The organism is Chryseobacterium sp. PMSZPI (genome assembly GCF_002835665.1).
Lineage (GTDB): Bacteria > Bacteroidota > Bacteroidia > Flavobacteriales > Weeksellaceae > Chryseobacterium.
Genome location: NZ_PIZV01000056.1, coordinates 61,499 through 83,309 on the forward strand (window position 1 = coordinate 61,499; position 21,811 = coordinate 83,309).

Annotated in this window: 20 protein-coding genes; 16 read left to right on the top strand and 4 right to left on the bottom strand. The window is 36.5% G+C overall.

The features are described from left to right. Positions 1-30 precede the first annotated feature (30 nt). Together CW752_RS11555 and CW752_RS11560 are read left to right on the top strand one after the other, a co-directional pair. Positions 31-1,053, top strand: coding sequence for a 3-oxoacyl-ACP synthase III family protein (locus CW752_RS11555; protein WP_101239867.1), 1,023 nt, complete (start codon positions 31-33; stop codon positions 1,051-1,053). A gap of 174 nt (positions 1,054-1,227) precedes the next feature. Further along, complete coding sequence (locus CW752_RS11560) at positions 1,228-2,118, top strand: hypothetical protein (RefSeq protein WP_101239868.1); 891 nt, start codon at positions 1,228-1,230, stop codon at positions 2,116-2,118. Positions 2,119-2,534: 416 nt separating this feature from the next. Here the strand turns inward: CW752_RS11560 and CW752_RS11565 are convergent, their stop codons facing one another. Then, the gene (locus tag CW752_RS11565; RefSeq protein WP_101239869.1) at positions 2,535-3,695 is read right to left on the bottom strand and encodes a thioredoxin family protein; all 1,161 of its coding nucleotides are present in this window, start codon (positions 3,693-3,695) and stop codon (positions 2,535-2,537) included. A 295-nt stretch (positions 3,696-3,990) separates the two neighbouring features. Here CW752_RS11565 and CW752_RS11570 point away from each other — a divergent pair, with 295 nt between their 5' ends. Continuing rightward, the gene (locus CW752_RS11570; protein WP_101239870.1) at positions 3,991-5,619 is read left to right on the top strand and encodes an AraC family transcriptional regulator; all 1,629 of its coding nucleotides are present in this window, start codon (positions 3,991-3,993) and stop codon (positions 5,617-5,619) included. Between the two features lie 375 nt (positions 5,620-5,994). Here CW752_RS11570 and CW752_RS11575 read toward each other — a convergent pair whose 3' ends face one another. Beyond that, positions 5,995-6,204 (bottom strand): hypothetical protein, encoded by a 210-nt coding sequence (locus CW752_RS11575; RefSeq protein ID WP_101239886.1) that lies wholly within the window; start codon positions 6,202-6,204, stop codon positions 5,995-5,997. Positions 6,205-6,417: 213 nt separating this feature from the next. On the opposite strand from CW752_RS11575, the gene CW752_RS11580 reads away from it, so the two are divergent. Continuing rightward, positions 6,418-7,911, top strand: coding sequence for a serine hydrolase (locus CW752_RS11580; RefSeq protein ID WP_101239871.1), 1,494 nt, complete (start codon positions 6,418-6,420; stop codon positions 7,909-7,911). 59 nt (positions 7,912-7,970) lie between these two features. Here CW752_RS11580 and CW752_RS11585 read toward each other — a convergent pair whose 3' ends face one another. Next, positions 7,971-8,180: a cytochrome C551 gene (locus tag CW752_RS11585; RefSeq protein WP_228401715.1), complete on the bottom strand. Its 210-nt coding sequence runs from the start codon at positions 8,178-8,180 to the stop codon at positions 7,971-7,973. A 462-nt stretch (positions 8,181-8,642) separates the two neighbouring features. Further along, positions 8,643-10,268 carry an L-glutamate gamma-semialdehyde dehydrogenase gene (gene pruA, locus CW752_RS11590; protein ID WP_101239873.1) on the bottom strand — a complete coding sequence of 542 codons (1,626 nt, stop codon included), beginning with the start codon at positions 10,266-10,268 and terminating at the stop codon, positions 8,643-8,645. Positions 10,269-10,671: 403 nt separating this feature from the next. Between pruA and CW752_RS11595 the strand changes: the two genes are divergently transcribed. The 12 genes from CW752_RS11595 (at position 10,672) to CW752_RS11650 (ending at position 21,713) form a co-directional block, all read left to right on the top strand. After that, on the top strand, positions 10,672-11,037 hold the full coding sequence (locus CW752_RS11595; protein ID WP_101239874.1) for a hypothetical protein: 366 nt from the start codon (positions 10,672-10,674) through the stop codon (positions 11,035-11,037). A gap of 156 nt (positions 11,038-11,193) precedes the next feature. Next, positions 11,194-11,496: an urease subunit gamma gene (gene ureA / locus CW752_RS11600; RefSeq protein ID WP_045499458.1), complete on the top strand. Its 303-nt coding sequence runs from the start codon at positions 11,194-11,196 to the stop codon at positions 11,494-11,496. Positions 11,497-11,508: 12 nt separating this feature from the next. Then, entirely contained in the window at positions 11,509-11,877 is a 369-nt protein-coding gene (gene ureB, locus CW752_RS11605) for an urease subunit beta (RefSeq protein ID WP_101239875.1), read from the top strand. A gap of 1 nt (position 11,878) precedes the next feature. Next, a complete protein-coding gene (gene ureC / locus CW752_RS11610; protein ID WP_101239876.1) occupies positions 11,879-13,600 on the top strand; it encodes an urease subunit alpha in 1,722 nt (573 codons plus the stop codon). Positions 13,601-13,803: 203 nt separating this feature from the next. Next, positions 13,804-14,454 (top strand): hypothetical protein, encoded by a 651-nt coding sequence (locus tag CW752_RS11615; protein WP_101239877.1) that lies wholly within the window; start codon positions 13,804-13,806, stop codon positions 14,452-14,454. After that, on the top strand, positions 14,444-14,953 hold the full coding sequence (gene ureE, locus CW752_RS11620; protein ID WP_101239878.1) for an urease accessory protein UreE: 510 nt from the start codon (positions 14,444-14,446) through the stop codon (positions 14,951-14,953). Before CW752_RS11615 ends, ureE begins: the two co-directional genes overlap by 11 nt. A gap of 4 nt (positions 14,954-14,957) precedes the next feature. Then, positions 14,958-15,647 (top strand): urease accessory protein UreF, encoded by a 690-nt coding sequence (locus CW752_RS11625; RefSeq protein WP_101239887.1) that lies wholly within the window; start codon positions 14,958-14,960, stop codon positions 15,645-15,647. Positions 15,648-15,779: 132 nt separating this feature from the next. Beyond that, positions 15,780-16,418, top strand: a complete 639-nt coding sequence (gene ureG / locus CW752_RS11630; RefSeq protein WP_047094673.1) for an urease accessory protein UreG — start codon at positions 15,780-15,782, stop codon at positions 16,416-16,418. Beyond that, the gene (locus tag CW752_RS11635) at positions 16,419-17,207 is read left to right on the top strand and encodes an urease accessory protein UreD (protein WP_101239879.1); all 789 of its coding nucleotides are present in this window, start codon (positions 16,419-16,421) and stop codon (positions 17,205-17,207) included. It abuts the gene before it with no gap. A gap of 220 nt (positions 17,208-17,427) precedes the next feature. Continuing rightward, on the top strand, positions 17,428-18,129 hold the full coding sequence (locus CW752_RS11640; protein ID WP_101239880.1) for a hypothetical protein: 702 nt from the start codon (positions 17,428-17,430) through the stop codon (positions 18,127-18,129). A gap of 229 nt (positions 18,130-18,358) precedes the next feature. After that, positions 18,359-19,246, top strand: coding sequence for an urea transporter (locus tag CW752_RS11645; protein ID WP_101239881.1), 888 nt, complete (start codon positions 18,359-18,361; stop codon positions 19,244-19,246). Between the two features lie 220 nt (positions 19,247-19,466). Next, positions 19,467-21,713 (top strand): TonB-dependent receptor, encoded by a 2,247-nt coding sequence (locus tag CW752_RS11650; RefSeq protein ID WP_101239882.1) that lies wholly within the window; start codon positions 19,467-19,469, stop codon positions 21,711-21,713. Positions 21,714-21,811: the final 98 nt, after the last annotated feature.

The following is a 21,811-nucleotide window of genomic DNA, read 5'->3' on the forward strand; positions in this document are numbered from 1 at the left end:
GTTTTATCTTTGCCAAAATTAAAAAACTATATGATTAAAAGTACAATAAAAGGAGTCGGATTTTATGTTCCAGATAACGTTGTTACAAATGATGATCTAGCTAAACTAATGACTACTAATGATGAATGGATCACAGAAAGAACAGGTATCAAGGAGAGAAGACATAGAAAAAACAGATATGATTCTCAGGAAACCAGTGCTTATTTAGGATATAAGGCTGCTGAAAAAGCAATTCAGAATGCAGGTCTTACTTCAAAAGACATCGATTACATTGTTTTTGCAACACTTTCTCCGGATTATTATTTTCCAGGATGTGGAGTTTTACTTCAGGATATGTTAGGATGTGATACTATCGGAGCTTTGGATGTCAGAAATCAATGTTCAGGATTTGTATATTCTATGAGTGTGGCCAATGCATTTATTAAGTCCGGAACTTACAAGAATATTCTTGTTGTAGGTGCGGAAGTCCATTCTTTCGGATTGGATTTTTCTGATGAAGGTAGAGGGGTTTCTGTCATTTTTGGTGATGGTGCCGGAGCTATTGTTCTTTCTGCAACAGAAGATGATAATGCAGGGGACGTTCTGGCTGTAAATATGCATTCTGAAGGAAAATATGCAGATGATCTTTGTACCCAATTCCCTGGTTCTAAATTCGGTTGGAGCGACAGAATGAGAAAAGACCCTGAAAATGTTACCAATAAAGAAGTATATCCGATCATGAATGGAAATTTTGTATTCAAACATGCAGTGACAAGATTCCCGGAAACCATGATGGAAGCTTTGAATAAAGCCGGAAAAACGATTGAAGATCTTGATATGTTTATTCCACATCAGGCGAATTTGAGAATAGCTCAGTTTGTTCAGGAAAAATTCGGACTACCCAATGAAAAAGTTTTCAATAATATCCAGAAATACGGAAATACAACAGCTGCTTCTATTCCGATTGCTTTAAGTGAAGCGATTGAACAAGGTAAAATCAAAAGAGGAGACCTTGTCCTTCTTTCAGCCTTTGGAAGTGGATTCACTTGGGGAAGTGTTTTATTTGAATACTAATCTCTTTATAATATATAATGAAAAGCGGGCATTTTTGTTCGCTTTTTTTATTTGTAGCATTAATTGGATATTGTTTGTCAATATACTTGTTATGATTTTGTAATATACTTCTATACAGTTTGTTATTGTTTTTTATGCTTGAAATTTAATTTTGTATAACTAATAAGAAAAACCATGAAAAAGAAAAGTTTATTACCTTGTTTGTTATTGGCACAGGCTTTATTTGGTCAGATAGGTCTTAATACCAATGTTCCAAAATCAACACTTGATGTTGTTGCAAAGACAACGGATGGCAGCAAACCGGAAGGGTTTATTGCTCCGCGGCTCACCGGTGATCAGATTAAAGCAGGAGATGCACAGTATACCACCGATCAGAAAGGGAATATGGTGTATGCAACATCGGAAGTAGGTATACCCTCAGCAAAAACAATGAATATTCAGTCCGAAGGTTATTATTATTTTGATGGAAAAGTATGGCAAAGTATGCAATCCCGACCCGGTTTGTTTACAACGTATCATGTAGGGGACATAAAAAATTCTCTACAGATAACAGATCATGACAATTGGTATTTATTAAATGGAAGGCAGGTTTCTTCACTTCCGACAAATGCTCAGTCTGCAGCTAATTTTTTAGGATTTACCATTAATATTCCTGATGCAACAGACAGAGTTTTGAAAACAAAAAGTATAATAGAAAATCTTGGTGATATTGGAGGTACTAATGTGCTGAAGCTGACCCAAGCTAATTTACCTGCTGTCAACCTGTCCGGAATTGTATCAGGGACAACAGCGGATGCAGGGAGTCATAATCATGCTGCAGGAGCAGGTGGCTTTCTGCTGGGAGGAACTACGGTAGGTAATAATGGTACCGGAAATTTAGTAGGTAATGCACCGAACAATGCTGCCTGGGGAGGAATTGGATCATTGCCGAATACTGCTGTTGGCGGTGTCCATAATCATAACTTTTCAGCTACGGCCAATGTTCCGACAGGAGGGTCTTCCCAAGCATTGGATAATAGATCAGCCTATCTGACTGTGAATACTTTTATATACTTAGGACAATAATAATCCTCGATCTATATACATATTTTTAAATGGATCAAGAGCAAGAGTTGTGGGGCTTAGAAATTTAGATCTGTTTAATTTTAAAATTTCACGCAAAGGATTTCTATTATCCGGTGTTGTATTTTAGGAAGCGAAGACTGAATCAATTGTATTGATTCTTTCTAAGCGTACGTATATCTACATCGCTTCATCAGCGACTTTTGTCGCTTTCTTAGCTCCCTTATTAATAATGAATTGAATCTTGTCTTTGCGTTTAAATCAAATTTCAGTATAAAGCTTAGAGGAGTAAAAAGATAATTCTTTTTTTCTTCAGATTAACTAATTTTTTATCTAGTCCCCAAGTTTTGCAACTGATCCTTTTAAACACAAAATAAAAGAGGCAGTCTCTTAGATTTGATGAGACTGCCTCTTTGTACTTAAAGACTTTTTAATAATTTTTCAGTATCAGAAGAATCCTGTTTTGAGCTTTTTGCAAGCTCTATAGATTTCTGAGCCCATATCTTCGCATTTTTCTTATCTCCGATTTTATTGTAAAGATTGGCCAACGTATCCGTATTGGCATAATTCTGATCTTTCTTTACAGATTCTTGTGCCCAGATAATCGCTTTTGCAAGAGAAGCTTTATTATCTACATTTTCAAAGAAATTCCATGCCAGAGAATTTAGCTCTTCAGAGCTTGCGGCAGAAGTATCTTCATACAGTTCCATGATTAATTTTTCATAAGCAGGAATATCCTTGTTCTTTAAAGCTCTGTTTGCTTTCATTCTTTTTAGAATCTTGCCTGCTTCCTCTTTGCTTAGGAATTTTTGAGTTTCAGTCATGAAGTAGTTATCATCCCAGATTTTTGTATCCGGATTATAAGCTTTTTTAGCAACGGTATTCAGTTTGATATTTTTGTCAAGCTTGTTATAATTATCTTCAGGGATGAACTTTACAATATCGGCTTTCTTGTCCTGGAACATTTTGTATAAAGGAGTATCTGTGCTTTGTGCTCCTGCAAGTAACAACTGAACATCCTCCTGATCCAAGTTTGTTTTTTGTTCAAAATAACGGTTTAGAACTCTACCGGAGAAATCGGCATCGTTATAAATTGTAAGTATTGCAAGATTCTTTAAAAACTCAGGGTTTTTTTCTCCTTTTTCAAACTGCTGTTTTAATGAAGTAAGCCTTTTGGTAGGATCTTCGGCATCTTTAGCAAACTGGATAAAGTCTTTTTCCTCCACATATCCTAATGTCCTGTGTATTGCTTCACCATTTCCGTCAATGAATAAATAGGTAGGAAATGCTTTTACATTGTATTTTTTTGCGAGCTCAACTCCTTCTCCTTTTTCCATATCAATTTTAGCATTGATAAAGTGAGAATTATAATAATCACCTACTGTCTGTAGTGGAAAGATGTTTTTTGCCATAAGCTTACAAGGGCCACACCATGATGCATAAGCATCTACAAAGACCAGCTTGTTTTCTTTTTTCGCCTTAGCCAGAATAGTGGCAAAGTTACTGTCTTCAAATTTGATTCCTTGGGCCAATGCAAGGGCTCCTATAAATAAAGAAGAAAATAGTGTTATTTTTTTCATAAAAACTTTTTATTCATTGCAAATGTAATAAATATGATGACATTAGAATCGTTTATATTTAAAATAATTGCATAAAAGCTTTGTATTTCATGAATATGTGTTTTGTAGAAGAAAAAGAATAATTTATTATTTATATCTTGTTATTAAAATAAACATATCCTCTATTCATGATTTAAATAATTAAATTACAGGATAATATTTTAATAAAAAGTAAAATATTAGTAATTTTGTAAAAAACAAAAAGACACCCGTGAAAAGATGATGAGTTATTATAAAATAATAATTTATTTTTTTTATGTCTAGAAGTCTGATACTTTTGTTTTTACTGATCATCACTGTTCCTTTATCGGCACAGAAAAAAAGCAGCTTTGAACAGATTTGCGAAAAAACATCTGTTATAACTGCCCATAAAAACCTCCCCAAAGCAATAAGAACAGCAGATTCTCTTTATATGTCGGCACAAAAGCCGGAAGAGAAGGTAAAGAGTTTAATTCTTTCTTCAGAATTATATCACTATGCAGGAGAATTTAAAAAAGCCATATGTTATGGTGAAAATGCCCATTCATTAATCAACCAAATGAATGATCCTGGATGGATGGCCTATATCAGCAGACTATTGGCCAAGCAATACCGACAGGTGGGCCTCCGGGAAAGATCAAAAAAGTATATTGTAAAAGGGCTGGAATCTTCAAAACAAATTACAGATCCTCAAAAAAGAAACGAGATGCTCGGCCTGCTTAACCAGGAAATGGCCTATTATGAAATGGAGCTGGGGAATTATCCTGTTGCCATAAAATATATTGAATCTTCTCTTGAATACTTTGCAAAAATAAACAGTCAGAATGAAGATAGGACCGTTGCTGCTTCTTACCAGTTGCTGGGTGATGTCTATTTTAAGCTTAATGATTATACCATATCTGAAGATTATTATCGAAAAGCAGAGCAATTGCTGAAAAAAGGAAGTTGTATTTTAGGCTTGGTCTACAATGGACTGGGAGGAATTCGTGTGAAACAGAAAAATTGGAATGAAGCCGAACTGTATCTTAAAAAGGCTGAAAAAATTGCAGATACTTCAAGAAGTATTAAACTTAAGAAAGCAGTTTATTCTAATATCAATGATTATTATGAAGGTACCGGTGACAACTTTAAAGCCTCATTATATGCCGTCAAATATGTAAGAGCATACGACAGCATAGCTGCACGGAATGAAGGGTTTGGAGTTAAAATCCCTGATAATTCATCAGCAAGTAAAAGTAATAACATAAAAGGAGTACAGATGAGTGTGGCAAAAAATGTTGCCATTGTTATATTGTTTGTATCACTAGTAGGGCTTATCATATTCATTAGAACGAGACAGAAAAAAATGCGTTCAAAATTCAGAAATATGGTAAGAGCGCAGCTGAAATCCAAACCTACCAATAGTAATAGTCAGATTTTAAAGCCACTGAACGATTCTGAATTTTCCAATATTTCTGTGGAAGAAATTGATGACAGTGGAGTAGACCGAAGAAGAAATGACTCTCTGATGACTTCAGAGACCGAATCAAAATTATTGGAACTATTAGAAGAATTTGAAAAAGGAAACCTTTATAATAATAAAGGAATGTCTTTGTCTTTTTTGGCCGGAGAACTTAATACCAATACCAAATATCTTTCCTATGTAATCAATCAGCATAAAAGTGCTGATTTTAAAACCTACATCAATCGTTTAAGGATTAATTATATTGTAGACAAACTCATCAATGATGAAAAATACAGACAATATAAAATCAGTATCCTTGCTGATGAATGTGGTTTTTCTTCACACAGTAAATTTGCTGCGGTATTCAAAGCCGTGACAGATTTTTCTCCCTCCTCTTATATTAAATATCTTGATTCTGAAAATCAGATAGATCATAATGTTCATTTTCACGAAAATAGTTAAATAGAAGTCTCTTTTTTAATTCTCTATTGCTATTTTCACGAAAATGGATAACCTATTATTTTCTGTAAGACCGCTCCTGTTATATCTTTGCGACAGTCTTACAGAACATGATCACAATCCTACTGAAGCTCATTTCTTTTATCTTTAGCGGAATATTATTTTTCTTGAAATAAGGGTAGATACTAAACCAAACCATGAAATTTAGATATGGAACGTGTATATTTCATCAATGAAATAGACATAGTTCCTTTTGTTTTTTTTCTAAAACAAAATAGTAAATCAAAGAATATACAATACAATCGGGGTTGATTGCCCGGTTTTTTTTCAGTCAAGTTTTTTTAAGTGCAAATCCACAGTTTTCTGTGGATTTGTGATTTATTTAGCTTTAATACTATCGGTTTTTGCTTTTGAAGTATCCGGTGTTGCTGGTACCGGTTCAGAGTTAGCGACAGCAGAATCGCCCATTCTGTTTCTTAGTGAATCTTTATCGTGAGCTGCTTTAAATTCTTCTCTTTTTTCTTTATTTTGAGCACAACTTCCAAGGAAAACGACTCCCAGAATAGCTCCTATCCAGAATTTTTTCATAATATATTTTTTGGTGTTTAATATGATCAAATATACTAAAATAATAAGATTTTTATTTATGATTGATAGGTTATTATTAGAATAATATTTTTTCATGTAATAAATGAGAATATTTTACTACTTATTAGAGAGTCTTCAATTGTTGAGAATGAAAACCAATGAAAAACTATTATTCATAACTTTATTTCTCCATCTACATTAAAAAATAAGAATATGAAAAAAGTGATTTACTTATTGAACTTTTTGATAGTTAGTTTAATGTTTAGTCAGGAAACAAAAGAGAATTTAAAAGGCCTTGATGAAGAAATCAATAAAATTTTAAATGACTACAAAGCAGTGGGAATATCCGTCGTCATTGTGAAAAATGATAAAATAATCTATTCCAAAGGATACGGATACAGAGATTATGAAAATAAGCTTCCTGTAACTTCTAATACCCTTTTCGGGATCGGAAGTAATACTAAACCATTTACATCTGCTTTAATTGGTTTGCTATCCGATGAAAAGAAAATATCCGTTCAAGACAAACCTTCTCAATATATCCCTTCCCTGGTATTTGCTACAGACAGAATGAATAATTCGATCACAATTGAAGACTTACTGGAGCATAGAAGTGGTTTAGGAAGTGTTGACGGAACATATATTTTCTTTCCAGCAGCTAAACGAATAGATCTGATGCAACGACTTCCTTTTTTAAAAGAAAATGGGGAACCTAAAAATAGTTGGAAGTATAGTAATTTTGGATACCTTATGCTGGGAACAATTGCAGAACAGGTCAATGGTAAAAGTTGGGACGAACTGATTAGAGATAAAATATTTCTTCCTCTGAAAATGACTAACAGTAACACATCAATTGATGAGATGGTGAAGCAAAAAGACTTTTCTTATCCTTATGGACTGTATCAGCATCATATTGAAAAATTGCTATTCCAAAAGCCTGATAATGACAAACCCGGAGCTGCTATTAATAGCTCGGCAACAGATATGGCAAACTGGATCAGGCTTTGGCTTAATTATGGGAAATTTGAAAATAAATCTCTTCTTTCAAAGGAATTTGCAACCCATGCAATGAGTGCTAAAACAATGATCGACGGAACACCTCCGAAAGAACCGGATCAAAAAAACTTTTTGTTTGGACACGGCTATGGCTGGTTTACACAGATTTTTAAAGGTCATTATAAAGTTTGGCATTCCGGAGGGGTGTCCGGTTTTACTTCTGATGTCTTTTTATTTCCGGCAGAAAAGTTTGGTCTTGCGGTATTAACTAATCAACATAATTCTGATTTATCCAATACCATTGCGAATATGATCTCCATTCGTATGCTGGGATTGGATCATCAAAAGCCTTATTCTTATGAAAAAGAACAGTATGATATTATAAAGCCGGATAAAAATATTCAAACCGTAATTAATGAAAAGAAAAGGTCAACTCATGACCTTGATGCCTATTGTGGAGAATATTCAAATAAAGGATATGGAACTTTTATCATTTCAAAGGAAGGAAATAGTCTGTATATAACCTTTCCGACATTTAAATTTATACTGGTACATCGTCAGTATGATCTTTTTTCATCAAAGCTGACCGAAGAAGTACCACAACAGATGAATCCTGATTTCGACTTTAATTTTACACTTGATGATAAAGGAAATGTAAATGGAGTAGTGATGGATATGCAAGGAGGAACTACTTTTAAGAAAATAAAATAAAAAAATCTGCAGCGCTTTCATCTGCAGATTTTCCATTTTAAATTGAACGTTATATAATTCTACTTGACAGGAGAGGTGACCATTGAATCTCTTTTCATCTTGATACTGTCAGGATTCGTCATTTTTGTAGTCATGGTATCGGTTGTGCTAGGTGATACACTTTTTCGTGTAGTATCTATCGCTGTTGAATCACGATTACTTGTTGACATAGATGATTCTTTGGTTCCACAGCCCACTGCAAATATTCCTATTCCGATGGCTGTTAGCAATAACTTTTTCATACTATTTTATTTTGGGGTGTACAGATGAAAAAACAACTATTATTCCTAATAAGGGTAGGGAAGTCGTAAAATATAGGTAAAGTTTGTTAAAAGATGTTAGGTAAGCTAGGGTGGGAGGGTTTGAGAGTGCTAGAGTATTAGAGTGAGAGGGTGTGGGTATTAGTATTAGGGGAAGATAGGAGATAATAGACGAATAGATGAGAGACATTGCAGACTTAAGAGGCTATGGCCTATTTTGCTTTGCAAATGAATAGTGATGAAAGAAAAAAAACTCAATCATCAATGAAAGGATGATAATCTTAAACTTTAAACATTCTCACTCTAAAACTCTCCTACTCTCAAACCCTCAAACTCGAAACTTCCACAAAAAAAGCCCCGAAACCGAAATTCCGAGGCTTTATTTAAAAAACAGGCAACAATTATTCATTACCTATTACTCATTACTTATAATTACCCTAGGTATGGATATTTGTAGTCTTTTGGAGAAACGAAAGTTTCTTTCACGCTTCTTACAGATGTCCATCTTAGGAGGTTCATTTTAGAACCGGCTTTATCGTTAGTTCCTGAAGCTCTACCACCACCGAAAGGCTGTTGTCCTACTACGGCACCAGTTGGCTTGTCGTTGATGTAGAAGTTACCTGATGCATTTTCTAAAGCTTTGTAAGCTTCAGCGATTGCGTAACGGTCTTGAGAGAATACAGAACCTGTCAATGAATATGGAGAGGAAGAATCCACTACTTTAAGAGTTTCTTTCCAGTCTGCATCTTCATAAACAAATACAGAAAGGATTGGACCGAAGATCTCTTCTACCATACTTTCGTATTGAGGGTTTGTAGTTTCGATTACTGTCGGGTGTACAAACCATCCTTTAGCATCGTCATATTTTCCACCGATTGCCACAGTAGCTTCACCTGAAGCATTCGCTCTGTCGATGTATCCTTTACACTTCTCGAACGAATTTTTGTCAATTACTGCGTTAACGAAGTTAGATGGATCTTCAGGAGAACCGATTTTAATCGTTGCCATCTGAGCTTCCATTACTTTTTTCACATCAGCCCAAAGAGACTTAGGAACATAAGCTCTTGAAGCTGCAGAACATTTTTGCCCTTGGTATTCAAAAGCTCCTCTAACTAGAGCAGTCGCTACTGCTTCAACGTTTGCAGACGGGTGAGCAATTACAAAGTCCTTACCACCAGTTTCCCCAACGATTCTTGGATATGTTCTGTAGTTGTGGATATTATCACCGATCATTTTCCACATTCCCTGGAATACTTTTGTAGATCCAGTAAAGTGAAGACCTGCGAAATCTTTGTGAGCTAATACTTTCTCAGCAGTTTCTTTACCATCAGTAAAGATCATGTTGATAACTCCGGCAGGAAGACCAGCCTCAATTAAAACATCCATGATTACTTTTGCAGAATAAACCTGCTTATCAGAAGGCTTCCATACTACAACATTTCCTAACATTGCCATACAAGTAGGAAGGTTTCCTGAAATCGCTGTAAAGTTGAATGGAGTTACTGCAAAACAGAACCCTTCTAATGGTCTGTATTCAACACGGTTCCAGATTCCATTATCAGAAACAGGTTGTTCAGCATACATTTCTGTCATAAACTCTACGTTGAATCTTAAGAAGTCGATGAACTCACAAGCAGAGTCAATTTCAGCCTGATGTACATTTTTAGACTGTCCGATCATTGTAGCTGCATTGATTACGTCTCTGTAAGGACCAGCCAATAGATCAGCTGCCTTTAAGAAAATTGCTGCACGTTGTTCCCAACCTAGTGCATTCCATGCTTCTTTAGCTGCCAATGCCGCATTGATAGCGTCATCCACATGCTGCATACCACCCTGGTAGTAAAATCCGAAGTCATGAGCATGATCCTGAGGAGACTGAAGTTGTACTTTTTTGTCAGTTTTTACTTCTTTTCCGTTGATGATCATTGGGATTTCAACCTTCTCAGCCCACATCTTTTTATAGGTGTCGATAAGGCTTTTAACTTCTGGAGATCCCGGTTCATATGAATTTACCGGCTCGTTTACCGCTAATGGTACTTGCGAAATTGCTTTTGACATATTACGTTGTATTATTTTTTTATTAAAAGTATATGTATACAAATTTACGATAATTATAAGGAAAGAAAAAATAGTGCTTCTTTTTGTAAAATAAAATTTATTATTAATTAATGTGTGGATTATATCATTTTTTTAACATAAAATATTGAAGATGTTTAATGCATTTATTGAAATCTTTAAATGGAAAGGAAAAATCGTTTAAGCTGTTATAATTGTGGGAATTGAGACAATAAAATAGTTGTCATAGTTGTTGGATGGCTATTAAGTGTTGTAAACAAGGGATTTATGGGGAAATGTGAAATTTAGTTAAAATTACATTTGTTGCGATTTTGAACATTTTAAATAATTTTTTTGATAGCCTATAATTTCGGATTATTCTAATTTTACACCATTATTAACAGGTATGAAAAAAAGAGTCATATTTTTCTCTTTTATATTATTTTTCTCAGCTTTATGTGCAGGCCTTTTTGCACATAAAGGGAAAACTCAATCATACTCTGATTTCTTATCAAAAATTCATCTCCTTCAACAAAAATCGGATCAACAGACTCAGCCTGAAATGTATAGCTTTTCAGACGCACAGGATGTTCAGGATTCCAACGATTGGGAGAAAGTAAAATTTGATTATTCCATACTTGCACAGCAGTGGCTCAATTACTTCTTTGCAAAGTATACTTTTAATACTTCGGTTGCGGCCGTTCAAAACCGTGTTTATATTACAGCACCAAGGTACATTCTGTACCATGCCTTGCAGATAGCGGGCTGCTAATCTTGTTTTTATAATTTCTAATGATTTGTTATGGTCTGTATTTTACAATACTGATCCGTACGCATCATTTTCCCTTTTTACATTTTTGAACCTATCTATTTGTCTTTTCAGAAAGATGAACAGGATATCGTTTGTCCAATTTTAAATAAAAATACTATGCACTTAACACCGAGAGAAACGGAAAAGCTTATGCTATTTCTGGCAGGAGAGCTGGCTCTAAAAAGAAAGGCGAGAGGCCTTAAATTAAACTACCCAGAATCAATCGCATTGATCAGTCACTTTTTGCTTGAAGGAGCAAGAGACGGAAAAAAAGTAGCTGAACTGATGCAGGAAGGCGCTAATCTTTTAACTAAAGATGATGTAATGCCTGGCGTGGCAGAAATGATCCACGATGTTCAGATTGAGGCTACATTCCCTGATGGAACGAAGCTGGTAACCGTACACAACCCAATCCGTTAATTCCTATTGATTATGATACCAGGAGAAATTTTTGTAAAAGAAGGCACTATTATCTGCAATGAAGGCAGAGAAACTGTAAAGATCAAAGTAACCAATACAGGAGACCGTCCTATTCAGGTAGGTTCACACTTCCATTTTTTCGAAGTAAACAAAGCAATGAGCTTTGACCGTGAAAAAGCTTTCGGAAAGAGACTGAATATTGTAGCAAGTACTGCAGTACGTTTCGAACCGGGAGAAGAAAAAGAAGTGGAATTGGTAGAAATAGGAGGAACCAAAAAAGCAATGGGCTTCAATAACCTTGTTGATGGCCAGGTAGATTCTGAAGATCAGAAAAAAGTAAGCCTTGCAAAAGTTCAGGAGTTAAACTTTAAAAATCAGTAAGATGAGCTTAAACGTAGACAGAAAACAATACGCCAATATATTAGGGCCTACAGCCGGAGATAAAATCAGACTGGGAGACACTGAAATTATTATTGAAATCGAAAAAGATTTCACGCATTACGGAGACGAAGCCGTTTTCGGAGGAGGTAAAACCGTACGTGATGGTATGGGACAGAATGTTACTGCTAAAAGAGATGAAGGGGTTCTTGACCTTTGTATCACAGGTGCAGTAATCATCGATCACTGGGGAATTGTAAAAGGTGATATCGGAATTAAAGACGGTAAAATCGTAGGAATCGGTAAAGCAGGAAACCCTGATACGATGGATGGAGTATCTCCGAACATGATCATCGGTGCTTCTACTGAAGTTCACGGTGGAAAAGGATATATTGTAACTGCGGGAGGTATTGATACCCACATTCATTACATCTGTCCGCAACAGATCGAAACCTCTTTATATAGTGGTATCACAACTATGATTGGAGGAGGAACAGGACCAAATGATGGAACAAACGCTACAACGGTAACTCCGGGTAGATTCAACATGCAGAAAATGCTTGAAGCAGCAGAAGAATATCCAATGAACTTAGGATTCTTCGGGAAAGGAAACTGTTCTGCAGAAGAGCCTATCGAAGAGCAGGTTGAAGCGGGTGCTTTAGGAGTAAAAATCCACGAAGACTGGGGAGCAACGCCTGCAACGATTGATGCCGCTTTAAAAGTAGCAGATAAATACGACGTTCAGGTGGCTATCCACACTGATACATTAAATGAAGGAGGATTCCTGGAAGATACAATGAGAGCGATCAACGGAAGAGTAATCCACACATTCCATACGGAAGGTGCTGGCGGAGGCCACGCGCCGGACATCATCAAAGCAGCGATGTATCCAAACGTATTACCGGCTTCTACAAACCCTACACGTCCTTATACCGTTAATACCATTGATGAGCACTTAGATATGTTGATGGTTTGCCATCACCTGAGTAAAAACATTCCTGAAGACGTAGCATTTGCAGATTCGCGTATCCGTCCTGAAACGATTGCAGCAGAAGATATCCTTCATGATATGGGAGTTTTCAGTATCATGAGTTCTGACTCTCAGGCTATGGGTAGACCAGGGGAAGTGATCACAAGAACCTGGCAAACTGCAAGCAAAATGAAGGAGCAAAGAGGTGATTTAGCAGAAGATAAAGATCACGGGAATGACAATTATCGTGCAAAAAGATATGTGGCTAAATATACCATCAACCCTGCTATTGCACATGGTATTTCAGAATATGTGGGATCTATTGAAGAAGGAAAATTAGCGGATTTGGTCATCTGGAAACCGGCATTATTTGGAGTAAAACCTGAAATGATTGTAAAAGGAGGATTTGTAATTGCTGCAAAAATGGGAGATCCTAACGCTTCTATTCCTACCCCACAGCCAATTATTTACAGAAATATGTTTGGAGCTCACGGAAAAGCAAAATATGGTATCTGTGCGAACTTCGTTTCTCAGATTTCTATCGACAACGGAACGATTGCTTCTTACGGCTTAGAAAAAATGATTCTTCCGGTAAAAAACTGTAGAAATATTGGTAAAAAAGATCTTATCCATAACGATAAGACTCCTTTAATTGAAGTGAATCCTGAAAACTATAAAGTAACGGTAGACGGTGAATACATCACTTGTGAGCCGGCAGAAACACTTCCTTTAACACAGTTGTATTACTTGTTCTAAGATAAATTTTAAAGCAGAGTGTCTGAAAATGTCATTCTGACGAAGGAAGAATCTCCTTGATAACTCTATTGAGATTCTTCACTACATTATATTTCGTTCAGAATGACAAAAGCCAAATAATTTGAATTTTCAGGCACTCCCTTTATTTATTATTTAAAATTGATCACCATAGAATGTAAAACAATTATAGAACTAAGTTTAGAATGAAATATTTAAATAAAACAGTTTTTTCTCTTGCTCTGGCTGGAATGTCTATATTTTCAGGGAATTTGAGCGCTCAGTTTTTAGGGGGGCACAGACTAAAAAGTGATGAAGATGGGCCAAAAGGGCAATTTATGGTTTACGGTTCATTAGATTACTCGAAAGTTACTACTCCAACCAATAGCAGTAGTACCGTTTCCAGTGCACCTCTGGGAGTAGGATACCTTATCAATAATAATGACCTGATCGGGGTTAATTATGCTTACTCTCAAAATTCTGTGAATCATAATGTTGTATACAAACAGAATGAAGCCGGAGTTTGGTATAGCCCATCTGTAATGCTTGGGAAATACTTTGTATTGATTGGGCAGGTGGATGCTCATTACGTTTGGGGACAACAGCAGACGATGGCAGCTGATGCTATGGAAAACTTTAACGGGTTCCGTCTTCGCGCTTATCCTTTGATCGGGATCTTACTAGGTGGAGGTTGGGCTCTGAAATTCAAGTTTGCAGAGCTTTCAATGCTTCAGACGAAAACCAAAGAAGAAGGTTGGACGAAAAGCTATGTGGCTGGAATCAGTGGTTCAACATTCGGGGTAGGCATTTCTAAAAACTTAGACTTCAGAAAAAAATCAACTAAAAATGATAATTAATCAAACCATAGGCAATCTCACCGAAAATCCTACGGAAAAGAATATAGATTATCTGGATCTTGAATGGTTTGAAACCACCAAAAGAATTCAACGCAAAAAAACAAGACAAGGTGTTGATGTTGCTATCAAATTCCTTAAGGAAGGACAACGTTTGCGTGAAGGTGATATTCTTTTTGAGGATGCAGAAAAAGTAATTGTGATCAATGTCCTGGAAACAGAGGCAATCGTAATGGTTCCCGGATCTTTATTGGAAATGGGAACGGTATGTTATGAAATCGGAAACAAGCATATTCCGCTTTTCATTCAGGAGGATAAAGTATTGCTTCCGTTTGAGATGCCCATGTTCAGATGGTTGGAAGCAAGTGGTTTTAAACCGGAAAAACAATCCGTAAAACTACTGAACCTTCTTAAATCGAATGTAGAACCTCATGGACATGGAAGTCTGGGTTCTACAATTTTTACCAAAATCTTAAAAATGGCAGCCCCGAAAGATGAATAATAGTATGAACATCAATTTTTTATCAGGATTGCTTCATTTGGCAGACCCAACGCTTCCTATCGGTGGATATACCCACTCCAACGGACTTGAAACGTATGTACAGGAAAGAATCGTGCATAATGTGGAAACTGCAAAAGAATTTGTACAGAACATGCTTCAGTACAATCTTAAATTCAATGATGGGGCTTTTGTAAAACTGGCTTATCAGGCAGCTGAAAATGGAGATTTACAGACTCTGTTGGATCTTGATAATGAATGTAATGCGATAAAATGTCCTAAAGAAATCCGCCAGGCCAGCCAGAAGCTAGGTCTCAGGTTAATAAAAATATTTAAAAGAAGGGAAAGTTTTCCTTTCATGGAAGCATTTGAAAAGGCAGTTCAGAATAAAGAAGCTAACTCTCATTACTGTATCGTTTTTGGAGTGTATGCTTACTTAATGAAGATTCCTTTATACGAAGCATTGTTAGGATTCTATTATACCTCGGTTGCCGGAATGATTACCAACGCAGTAAAGCTGGTTCCTCTGGGACAGCTTGATGGGCAGGACATCCTATTCACTTTATATCCTGTCATGGAAAAAACAGTTAGAGAAACAATAGAACTGGACAGAGATCTGGTAGGACTTTGTAATACAGCCTTTGACATCCGATGTATGCAGCACGAAAGGTTGTATTCAAGACTTTATATGTCCTAAAAGAGACAAAAGAGCAAAATGTGAATAACCTTAGCTGAGTGAAATGCCCTTGCGAACGAAAAATCTTCACAATCAATCAAAAAATCTTAGCGCTCTCAGCGTTAAAAAACAAACAAAGTAAAATTTAAAAAAATGGAAAACAGAAAATATATAAAAGTAGGAGTAGCAGGCCCTGTAGGATCAGGAAAAACTGCATTATTAGAACGTTTAAGCAGAAAATTATTCGGGACTTACGATCTTGGAGTAATCACCAATGATATCTATACTAAAGAAGATGCTGAATTTATGGCTAAAAACAGTCTTCTTCCTCACGACAGAATTATCGGGGTAGAAACAGGAGGTTGCCCTCACACTGCGATCCGTGAAGATGCCAGTATGAATCTTGAAGCAGTAGATGAATTGGCTGCACGTTTCCCAGAAATAGAATTGGTTCTTATTGAAAGTGGAGGTGACAACCTTTCAGCGACTTTCAGCCCAGACCTTGCCGATGTTACCATCTTCATTATTGACGTTGCGGAAGGAGAGAAAATTCCTAGAAAAGGAGGTCCCGGTATTACAAGATCAGACCTATTGATCATCAATAAAATTGACCTTGCCCCTTATGTTGGAGCCAGCCTTGAAGTGATGGAGAACGATGCCAGAAGAATGAGAAAAGGAAATCCTTTTGTTTTCACCAACCTTAAAACAGATGAAGGGTTAGATAAAGTGATCGGGTGGATCAAAAAATATGCTCTTTTAGAAGAAATTGAAGAACCGAACTTAGTAAGATAAATGAATAGTCGTTTAAATATTATCGCAGGATTCAAGGGAGGAGAATCATATGTGAAAGATCTTTATGTCTCTCTTCCTTTCAGAGTAGTTTCTGTAGGGCAGAGAAAAAGTGACAAAAAGCTCTATCAGATGGTAATGAGCTCTTCTCCGGGAATTCTGGATGGTGACCATTATCATCTGGAGGTAGCCCTTGAAAAAGGAGCTTCACTTCAACTGCAGTCACAATCATATCAGAGGCTTTTCAATATGAAAGATAAGGCTGTTCAGGAGTTAAATGTAACCATGGAGGATGACACTTCTTTTGCTTATGTTCCTCACCCTATTGTTCCCCATGAAGATTCCAACTTTAAAAGTAAAGCCAATGTTCATATCGGGAAAAACAGTCAGATCATCATCAGTGAGATCATTACGTGTGGAAGAAAGCATTATGGAGAGGTTTTCAAATTGAAGCGTTTTCAGAATCTTATGGAGATTTATCACAATAATAAATTGGTAGTAAAAGATAATGTTGTGATCCAACCTGACTTGATTCCGATCAGCAGTATTGGTAATCTGGAGCAGTATACCCATCAGGGAACTTTAATCTTCTACAGTACAAAGGAAAATGTAGATAAAAATGGATTGATCGAAGAGATTGTTGAATCAGCTGCTCAGCATATTGAAGAAATGGAAGTAGGAGTATCAGCAATGGAAGACAATGGTTTTGTAGTAAGAGCTTTAGGACACGGTGGAGAATTGATGTACAACTTCTTCCTGTATGTTCAGGAAATCCTTTGGTCGCTGGAATAAAATAAGGAAGAGTCTTGAGAGTTGAGAGCCTTGTCAAGGTTTTAAACCTTGACAAGGCTGGTATCAGCGTAATCTCCAAAATCTGAGAGAGCATCTATTCAATAGAAGCGGGTTATAATCCTGAGCTTAGCCGAAGGAAGCCCGCGCAAATAAAAAGAAACCATCCATTGGCTTTAGCCAAAACATAAAAAAGAATCTGAAACAACAGAATTAATAGAAAATGGACAGTACAGTTTGGGCATTACTTTTAAGTGCCGTTTCAATAAGTTTTATACATACCGCCTCAGGGCCGGATCATTATCTGCCTTTTATCGTGATTTCAAAATCCAAGAAATGGAGCGGAATGAAAACCGCAATATTAACCGTAATTTGTGGGCTTGGACACGTTCTGAGTTCCCTGATTCTTGGTTTTGTTGGAGTATTTTTAGGCTGGCAGCTGAATAAAATCTCCTGGTTTCAGGATATCAGAGGAAACTTCTCAGGATGGGCATTGTTGATTTTTGGAGGAGTATATTTAGTGTATGGTTTGATCCAGGCGATCAGAAATAAGCCTCATAAGCATTTTGATGTCATGGGAGATGATGTTTACGTTTATGAACATAATCATAGTGAAGTGGTAATGCCTCAAAAAAGAATAAAAGTAACTCCGCTTGTACTTTTCATGATCTTCGTAATGGGGCCAAGTGAACCTTTAATCCCTTTACTATTTTATTCAGGAGTAAAACACTCTATGTCTGAGATCACAGTATTGGTGACTTCATTTACTGCAACTACTGTGTTGACTATGCTTGGAATGGTTCTGTTAGGGCGTTACGGTTATTCAACATTATTCAATACGGATAAACTGGAAAGATACATGGGAGTCGTAAGTGGCGCTGTGGTAACAGTCTGCGGAGTTGGGATGGTCTTTCTCGGGTGGTAAGGTATTGCAGAGCTTGAGCGTTTTAGGGTCGTAGAGTTTGAGAGTGAAACAGTTTAAAGTTTAAAGTTGTCATTCTTTTACTAATAATTAACAACTCATCATTCACTTGCGAAGCAAAATTGACTATTGAAATGTAAAATTAAAATATCTATCATCTCTTCGTCTATCACCTCTCATCTTTACATCTCTTGTCTATTTAACTACAAACATTATTACAATTAAAAAAACTATGAACGAATTTTTCAAAAAACTACCTTTTTTAGACAATGTTTTAAAAGGTATAGGACAGATTATGCTGCAGGAAAACAGATGGACCGGACTTTTGTTCCTTATAGGAATATTTATGGGAAGCTGGCAGTGTGGTGTTGCCGTACTAATCTCGACTGCTGCCGGAACTTTTACGGCCATGAAACTTAAATATGACAAATCTGAAATCAATGCCGGGTTGTATGGTTTCAGTGCAGCATTGGTAGGAGTAGCGTTGGCTTTCCTATTCGAAACAACCATATTAATTTGGGGTCTTATTATATTGGGTGGAGCATTGGCTGCAATTATTCAGCATTTCTTTATCCAAAAGAAAATTCCGGTATTTACTTTTCCTTTTATTATGATCACATGGATATTGGTATTTGCATTACATCATTTCACTCATATTCCGCCCTCTGCGATGTTGAGCACTGAGGTTATTCCTTCAAAATATGATGATTTTCTTACCTGTACCAATGGTTTTGGTGAAGTCATATTTCAGGGAGGAGTACTTTCAGGAATGATCTTCTTTCTCGCTGTTTTCATCAGTTCGCCGGTAGCAGCATTATACGGACTGGCAGCTTCTATTTTGGGAGCAGGATTATCACAGTGGAATGGAGAACCTGTTAAAGAAATTCATATGGGATTATTTGGATTTAATGCAGTGCTTTCAGCGATTGTATTTTCAGGGGTTAAAAAAACGGATGGCTTATGGGTACTTATTGCTGTTCTTTTAACCATTGCAATCGATGATTTCTTAATAGATAATCATTATCTGGATATCGTTGGAGGAGTATTTACTTTCCCGTTTGTAGCAGGAACGTGGATCACTCTTTTAATTCAAAAAATATTTATTAAAACTAAAGCGTAGACTTAAGTTTGAGAGTGATAGAGTTTGAGGGTTTTAGAGTAGAGTAAATAAATGTTCAAGGTTTAATGTTTAAAGTTCAAGGTTTCTATCTTTTCATTAGTTATTAAGGATTCGCTATTCTCTTGCGAAGCAAAATTGACCATTGACCTTAAAATTAAAATATCTTCAGTCTCTCATCTCTCCGTCTATTATCTCTTATCTAATTTAATTAAAACAAAAAATGAAAATAACAAAAATAGCAGCGGCATTTCTAATCATGGCATTCAATGGAAAAATTATGGCGCAGGAAACAGAAAAGCAGTTGCTAATCAAAGATGCTGATGATAAATTTCCAATCGCAGATGTATTGGTAAAATATGACCACGGAAACAACCACACCCATACAGGAACAGATGGTAGTTTTGCCATCCCTGCTAAGTCCCTTCCGGATACACTGGTTATCAGCCACCAGGGATATGATGAGGTAAAATGGGTCGTAACTAACGATGAGGATAAAAATAAAGTTATTTTTTTACAACATATGCCTTTTCAGATTTCTGAAGTAGCCATTAATCATAGTTCATTCTTGTCTGCCATAACTAAAGTAGATTTGAATAAATTTCCGGTGAACTCTGCACAGGATCTGTTGAGAAAAGTTCCGGGATTGTTTATCGCACAACATGCAGGGGGAGGAAAAGCCGAACAGCTTTTTTTAAGAGGATTTGATGCTGATCATGGTACGGATGTAAGTGTGAATGTAGACGGAATGCCGGTGAATATTGTATCTCACGCCCATGGACAAGGATATTCTGATCTTCACTTTGTGATTCCTGAAACAGTCAATAATATAGATTTTGGGAAAGGTGCATATTATATGGATCGCGGAGATTTCAATACCGCAGGATATGTTGATTTTCAAACGTATAATGGCTTGAAAAATAGTATGGTGAAACTAGAAGGAGGATCTTTCAATTCTAAAAGAGTATTGGGAATGTTCAATATTCTGCATGATGATTTGGGAAGAAAAAACGCCTATGTCGCCGCGGAATATAATTATACAGATGGTCCTTTTGACGTAAAGCAGAACTTCAACAGAGTTAATATTTTCGGAAAATATAACCAATGGTTTACGGATAAAGACTATTTCAATATCCAATTTTCAACATTCAATTCTTCATGGAATGCATCAGGACAAATTCCTGAACGTGCAGTAAACCAAGGAATCATTACAAGATGGGGAAGTATAGATCCTACTGAAGGTGGAAAAACTTCCAGAACCAACCTTCAGATGAATTTTAAGCATATTATTTCTCCTTCTGAGCAGATCGATGCAATGGCTTTTTATTCAAAATATAATTTCAATCTGTATTCTGATTTTACTTTTTATTTAAAAGATAAAGATCATGGTGATGAAATCCAACAAACAGACGGAAGAAATATCTATGGAGCAGAAGTGAAATATACCAAGACTTTCTCCCTTCCAAATAGTTCATTGAACTGGATTTCCGGAATTGGATTAAGAAATGATGATATCAATACATTGCAGCTAAATCATGTTTATCATAGAGATATGTTGCTCGACAGGGTGTCTGATGTAAACGGCACAGAAACCAATCTCCACGCTTATTCAGGTTTAGTTTGGAAAACCGGAAAATGGACCATCAATCCGGCATTAAGAGTCGATCACTTTATCTTCAATATGCATAACCTGCTGGATCCTGAACAATTACCTTCCGGAGACTCTAAAGAAGCAACAAGGCTGAGTCCTAAGCTTAATTTTTCTTATGCTCAAAATGACAATGTCATGTGGTTCCTGAAAACGGGAATGGGATTCCATTCTAATGATATGAGGGTAGTGGTTACCAATAAAAATGATAATACACTTCCATATTCTATTGGCGCAGATTTCGGAGTAAGGTTGCATCCATTCAAATCGTTGATTATCACCCCTGCTTTATGGTATATGGATTTGCAACAGGAATTTGTATATGTAGGAGACGACGCAGTAGTAGAGCCGTCGGGAAAATCAAGACGTTTCGGAGCTGATTTGGGAATCCGATTTCAGCCGTTGGAAAACTTCTACCTGAATGCTGATATCAATTATTCTCACGCAAGATTTACCGAAGAAGAAAAAGGTCAGGATTATGTTCCGTTAGCCCCCGTAGTTACCAGTACAGGATCGGTAAACTGGGATTTCCTAAACGGATTTTCTTTGGGACTTCAGTACCGCTATCTTGGAGCCAGACCTGCTGTAGAAGACAATAGCATCAGAACAAAAGCGTATTTCGTGAATGACCTGATGCTTTCTTACAATCGCCAGAAATGGGGTGCGAATATCCAGTTTAATAATCTTTTCAATGTAAAATGGAATGAAGCTCAATTTGCTACGGAAACCCAATTAAAAGGAGAAGCAGAACCTATTACGGATCTTACCTATACTCCTGGAAGTCCTTTTGGAATAAGAGTAGGAGTTTATTATAAGTTTTAGAGTAGGAGAGTTTGAGGTTGAGAGGGCTTGGGAGTTCTGGTTGCTAGTTAACAGGCTAGGCGTAAACAGTGGAGAGCAAAAAAGGCGTTTGGAAAAGA

What these genes read in the sequence shown, in the direction of transcription:
- CW752_RS11645 (WP_101239881.1), top strand. Translation starts at nt 18,359, where the DNA reads ATGAACGAATTTTTCAAAAAACTACCTTTTTTAGACAATGTTTTAAAA.
- ureB (WP_101239875.1), top strand. Translation starts at nt 11,509, where the DNA reads ATGATACCAGGAGAAATTTTTGTAAAAGAAGGCACTATTATCTGCAAT.
- CW752_RS11555 (WP_101239867.1), top strand. Translation starts at nt 31, where the DNA reads ATGATTAAAAGTACAATAAAAGGAGTCGGATTTTATGTTCCAGATAAC.
- ureE (WP_101239878.1), top strand. Translation starts at nt 14,444, where the DNA reads ATGATAATTAATCAAACCATAGGCAATCTCACCGAAAATCCTACGGAA.
- ureC (WP_101239876.1), top strand. Translation starts at nt 11,879, where the DNA reads ATGAGCTTAAACGTAGACAGAAAACAATACGCCAATATATTAGGGCCT.
- CW752_RS11650 (WP_101239882.1), top strand. Translation starts at nt 19,467, where the DNA reads ATGAAAATAACAAAAATAGCAGCGGCATTTCTAATCATGGCATTCAAT.
- CW752_RS11565 (WP_101239869.1), bottom strand. Translation starts at nt 3,695, where the DNA reads ATGAAAAAAATAACACTATTTTCTTCTTTATTTATAGGAGCCCTTGCA.
- CW752_RS11640 (WP_101239880.1), top strand. Translation starts at nt 17,428, where the DNA reads ATGGACAGTACAGTTTGGGCATTACTTTTAAGTGCCGTTTCAATAAGT.
- CW752_RS11560 (WP_101239868.1), top strand. Translation starts at nt 1,228, where the DNA reads ATGAAAAAGAAAAGTTTATTACCTTGTTTGTTATTGGCACAGGCTTTA.
- CW752_RS11615 (WP_101239877.1), top strand. Translation starts at nt 13,804, where the DNA reads ATGAAATATTTAAATAAAACAGTTTTTTCTCTTGCTCTGGCTGGAATG.
- CW752_RS11575 (WP_101239886.1), bottom strand. Translation starts at nt 6,204, where the DNA reads ATGAAAAAATTCTGGATAGGAGCTATTCTGGGAGTCGTTTTCCTTGGA.
- CW752_RS11595 (WP_101239874.1), top strand. Translation starts at nt 10,672, where the DNA reads ATGAAAAAAAGAGTCATATTTTTCTCTTTTATATTATTTTTCTCAGCT.
- CW752_RS11570 (WP_101239870.1), top strand. Translation starts at nt 3,991, where the DNA reads ATGTCTAGAAGTCTGATACTTTTGTTTTTACTGATCATCACTGTTCCT.
- ureG (WP_047094673.1), top strand. Translation starts at nt 15,780, where the DNA reads ATGGAAAACAGAAAATATATAAAAGTAGGAGTAGCAGGCCCTGTAGGA.
- ureA (WP_045499458.1), top strand. Translation starts at nt 11,194, where the DNA reads ATGCACTTAACACCGAGAGAAACGGAAAAGCTTATGCTATTTCTGGCA.
- CW752_RS11625 (WP_101239887.1), top strand. Translation starts at nt 14,958, where the DNA reads ATGAACATCAATTTTTTATCAGGATTGCTTCATTTGGCAGACCCAACG.
- CW752_RS11635 (WP_101239879.1), top strand. Translation starts at nt 16,419, where the DNA reads ATGAATAGTCGTTTAAATATTATCGCAGGATTCAAGGGAGGAGAATCA.
- pruA (WP_101239873.1), bottom strand. Translation starts at nt 10,268, where the DNA reads ATGTCAAAAGCAATTTCGCAAGTACCATTAGCGGTAAACGAGCCGGTA.
- CW752_RS11580 (WP_101239871.1), top strand. Translation starts at nt 6,418, where the DNA reads ATGAAAAAAGTGATTTACTTATTGAACTTTTTGATAGTTAGTTTAATG.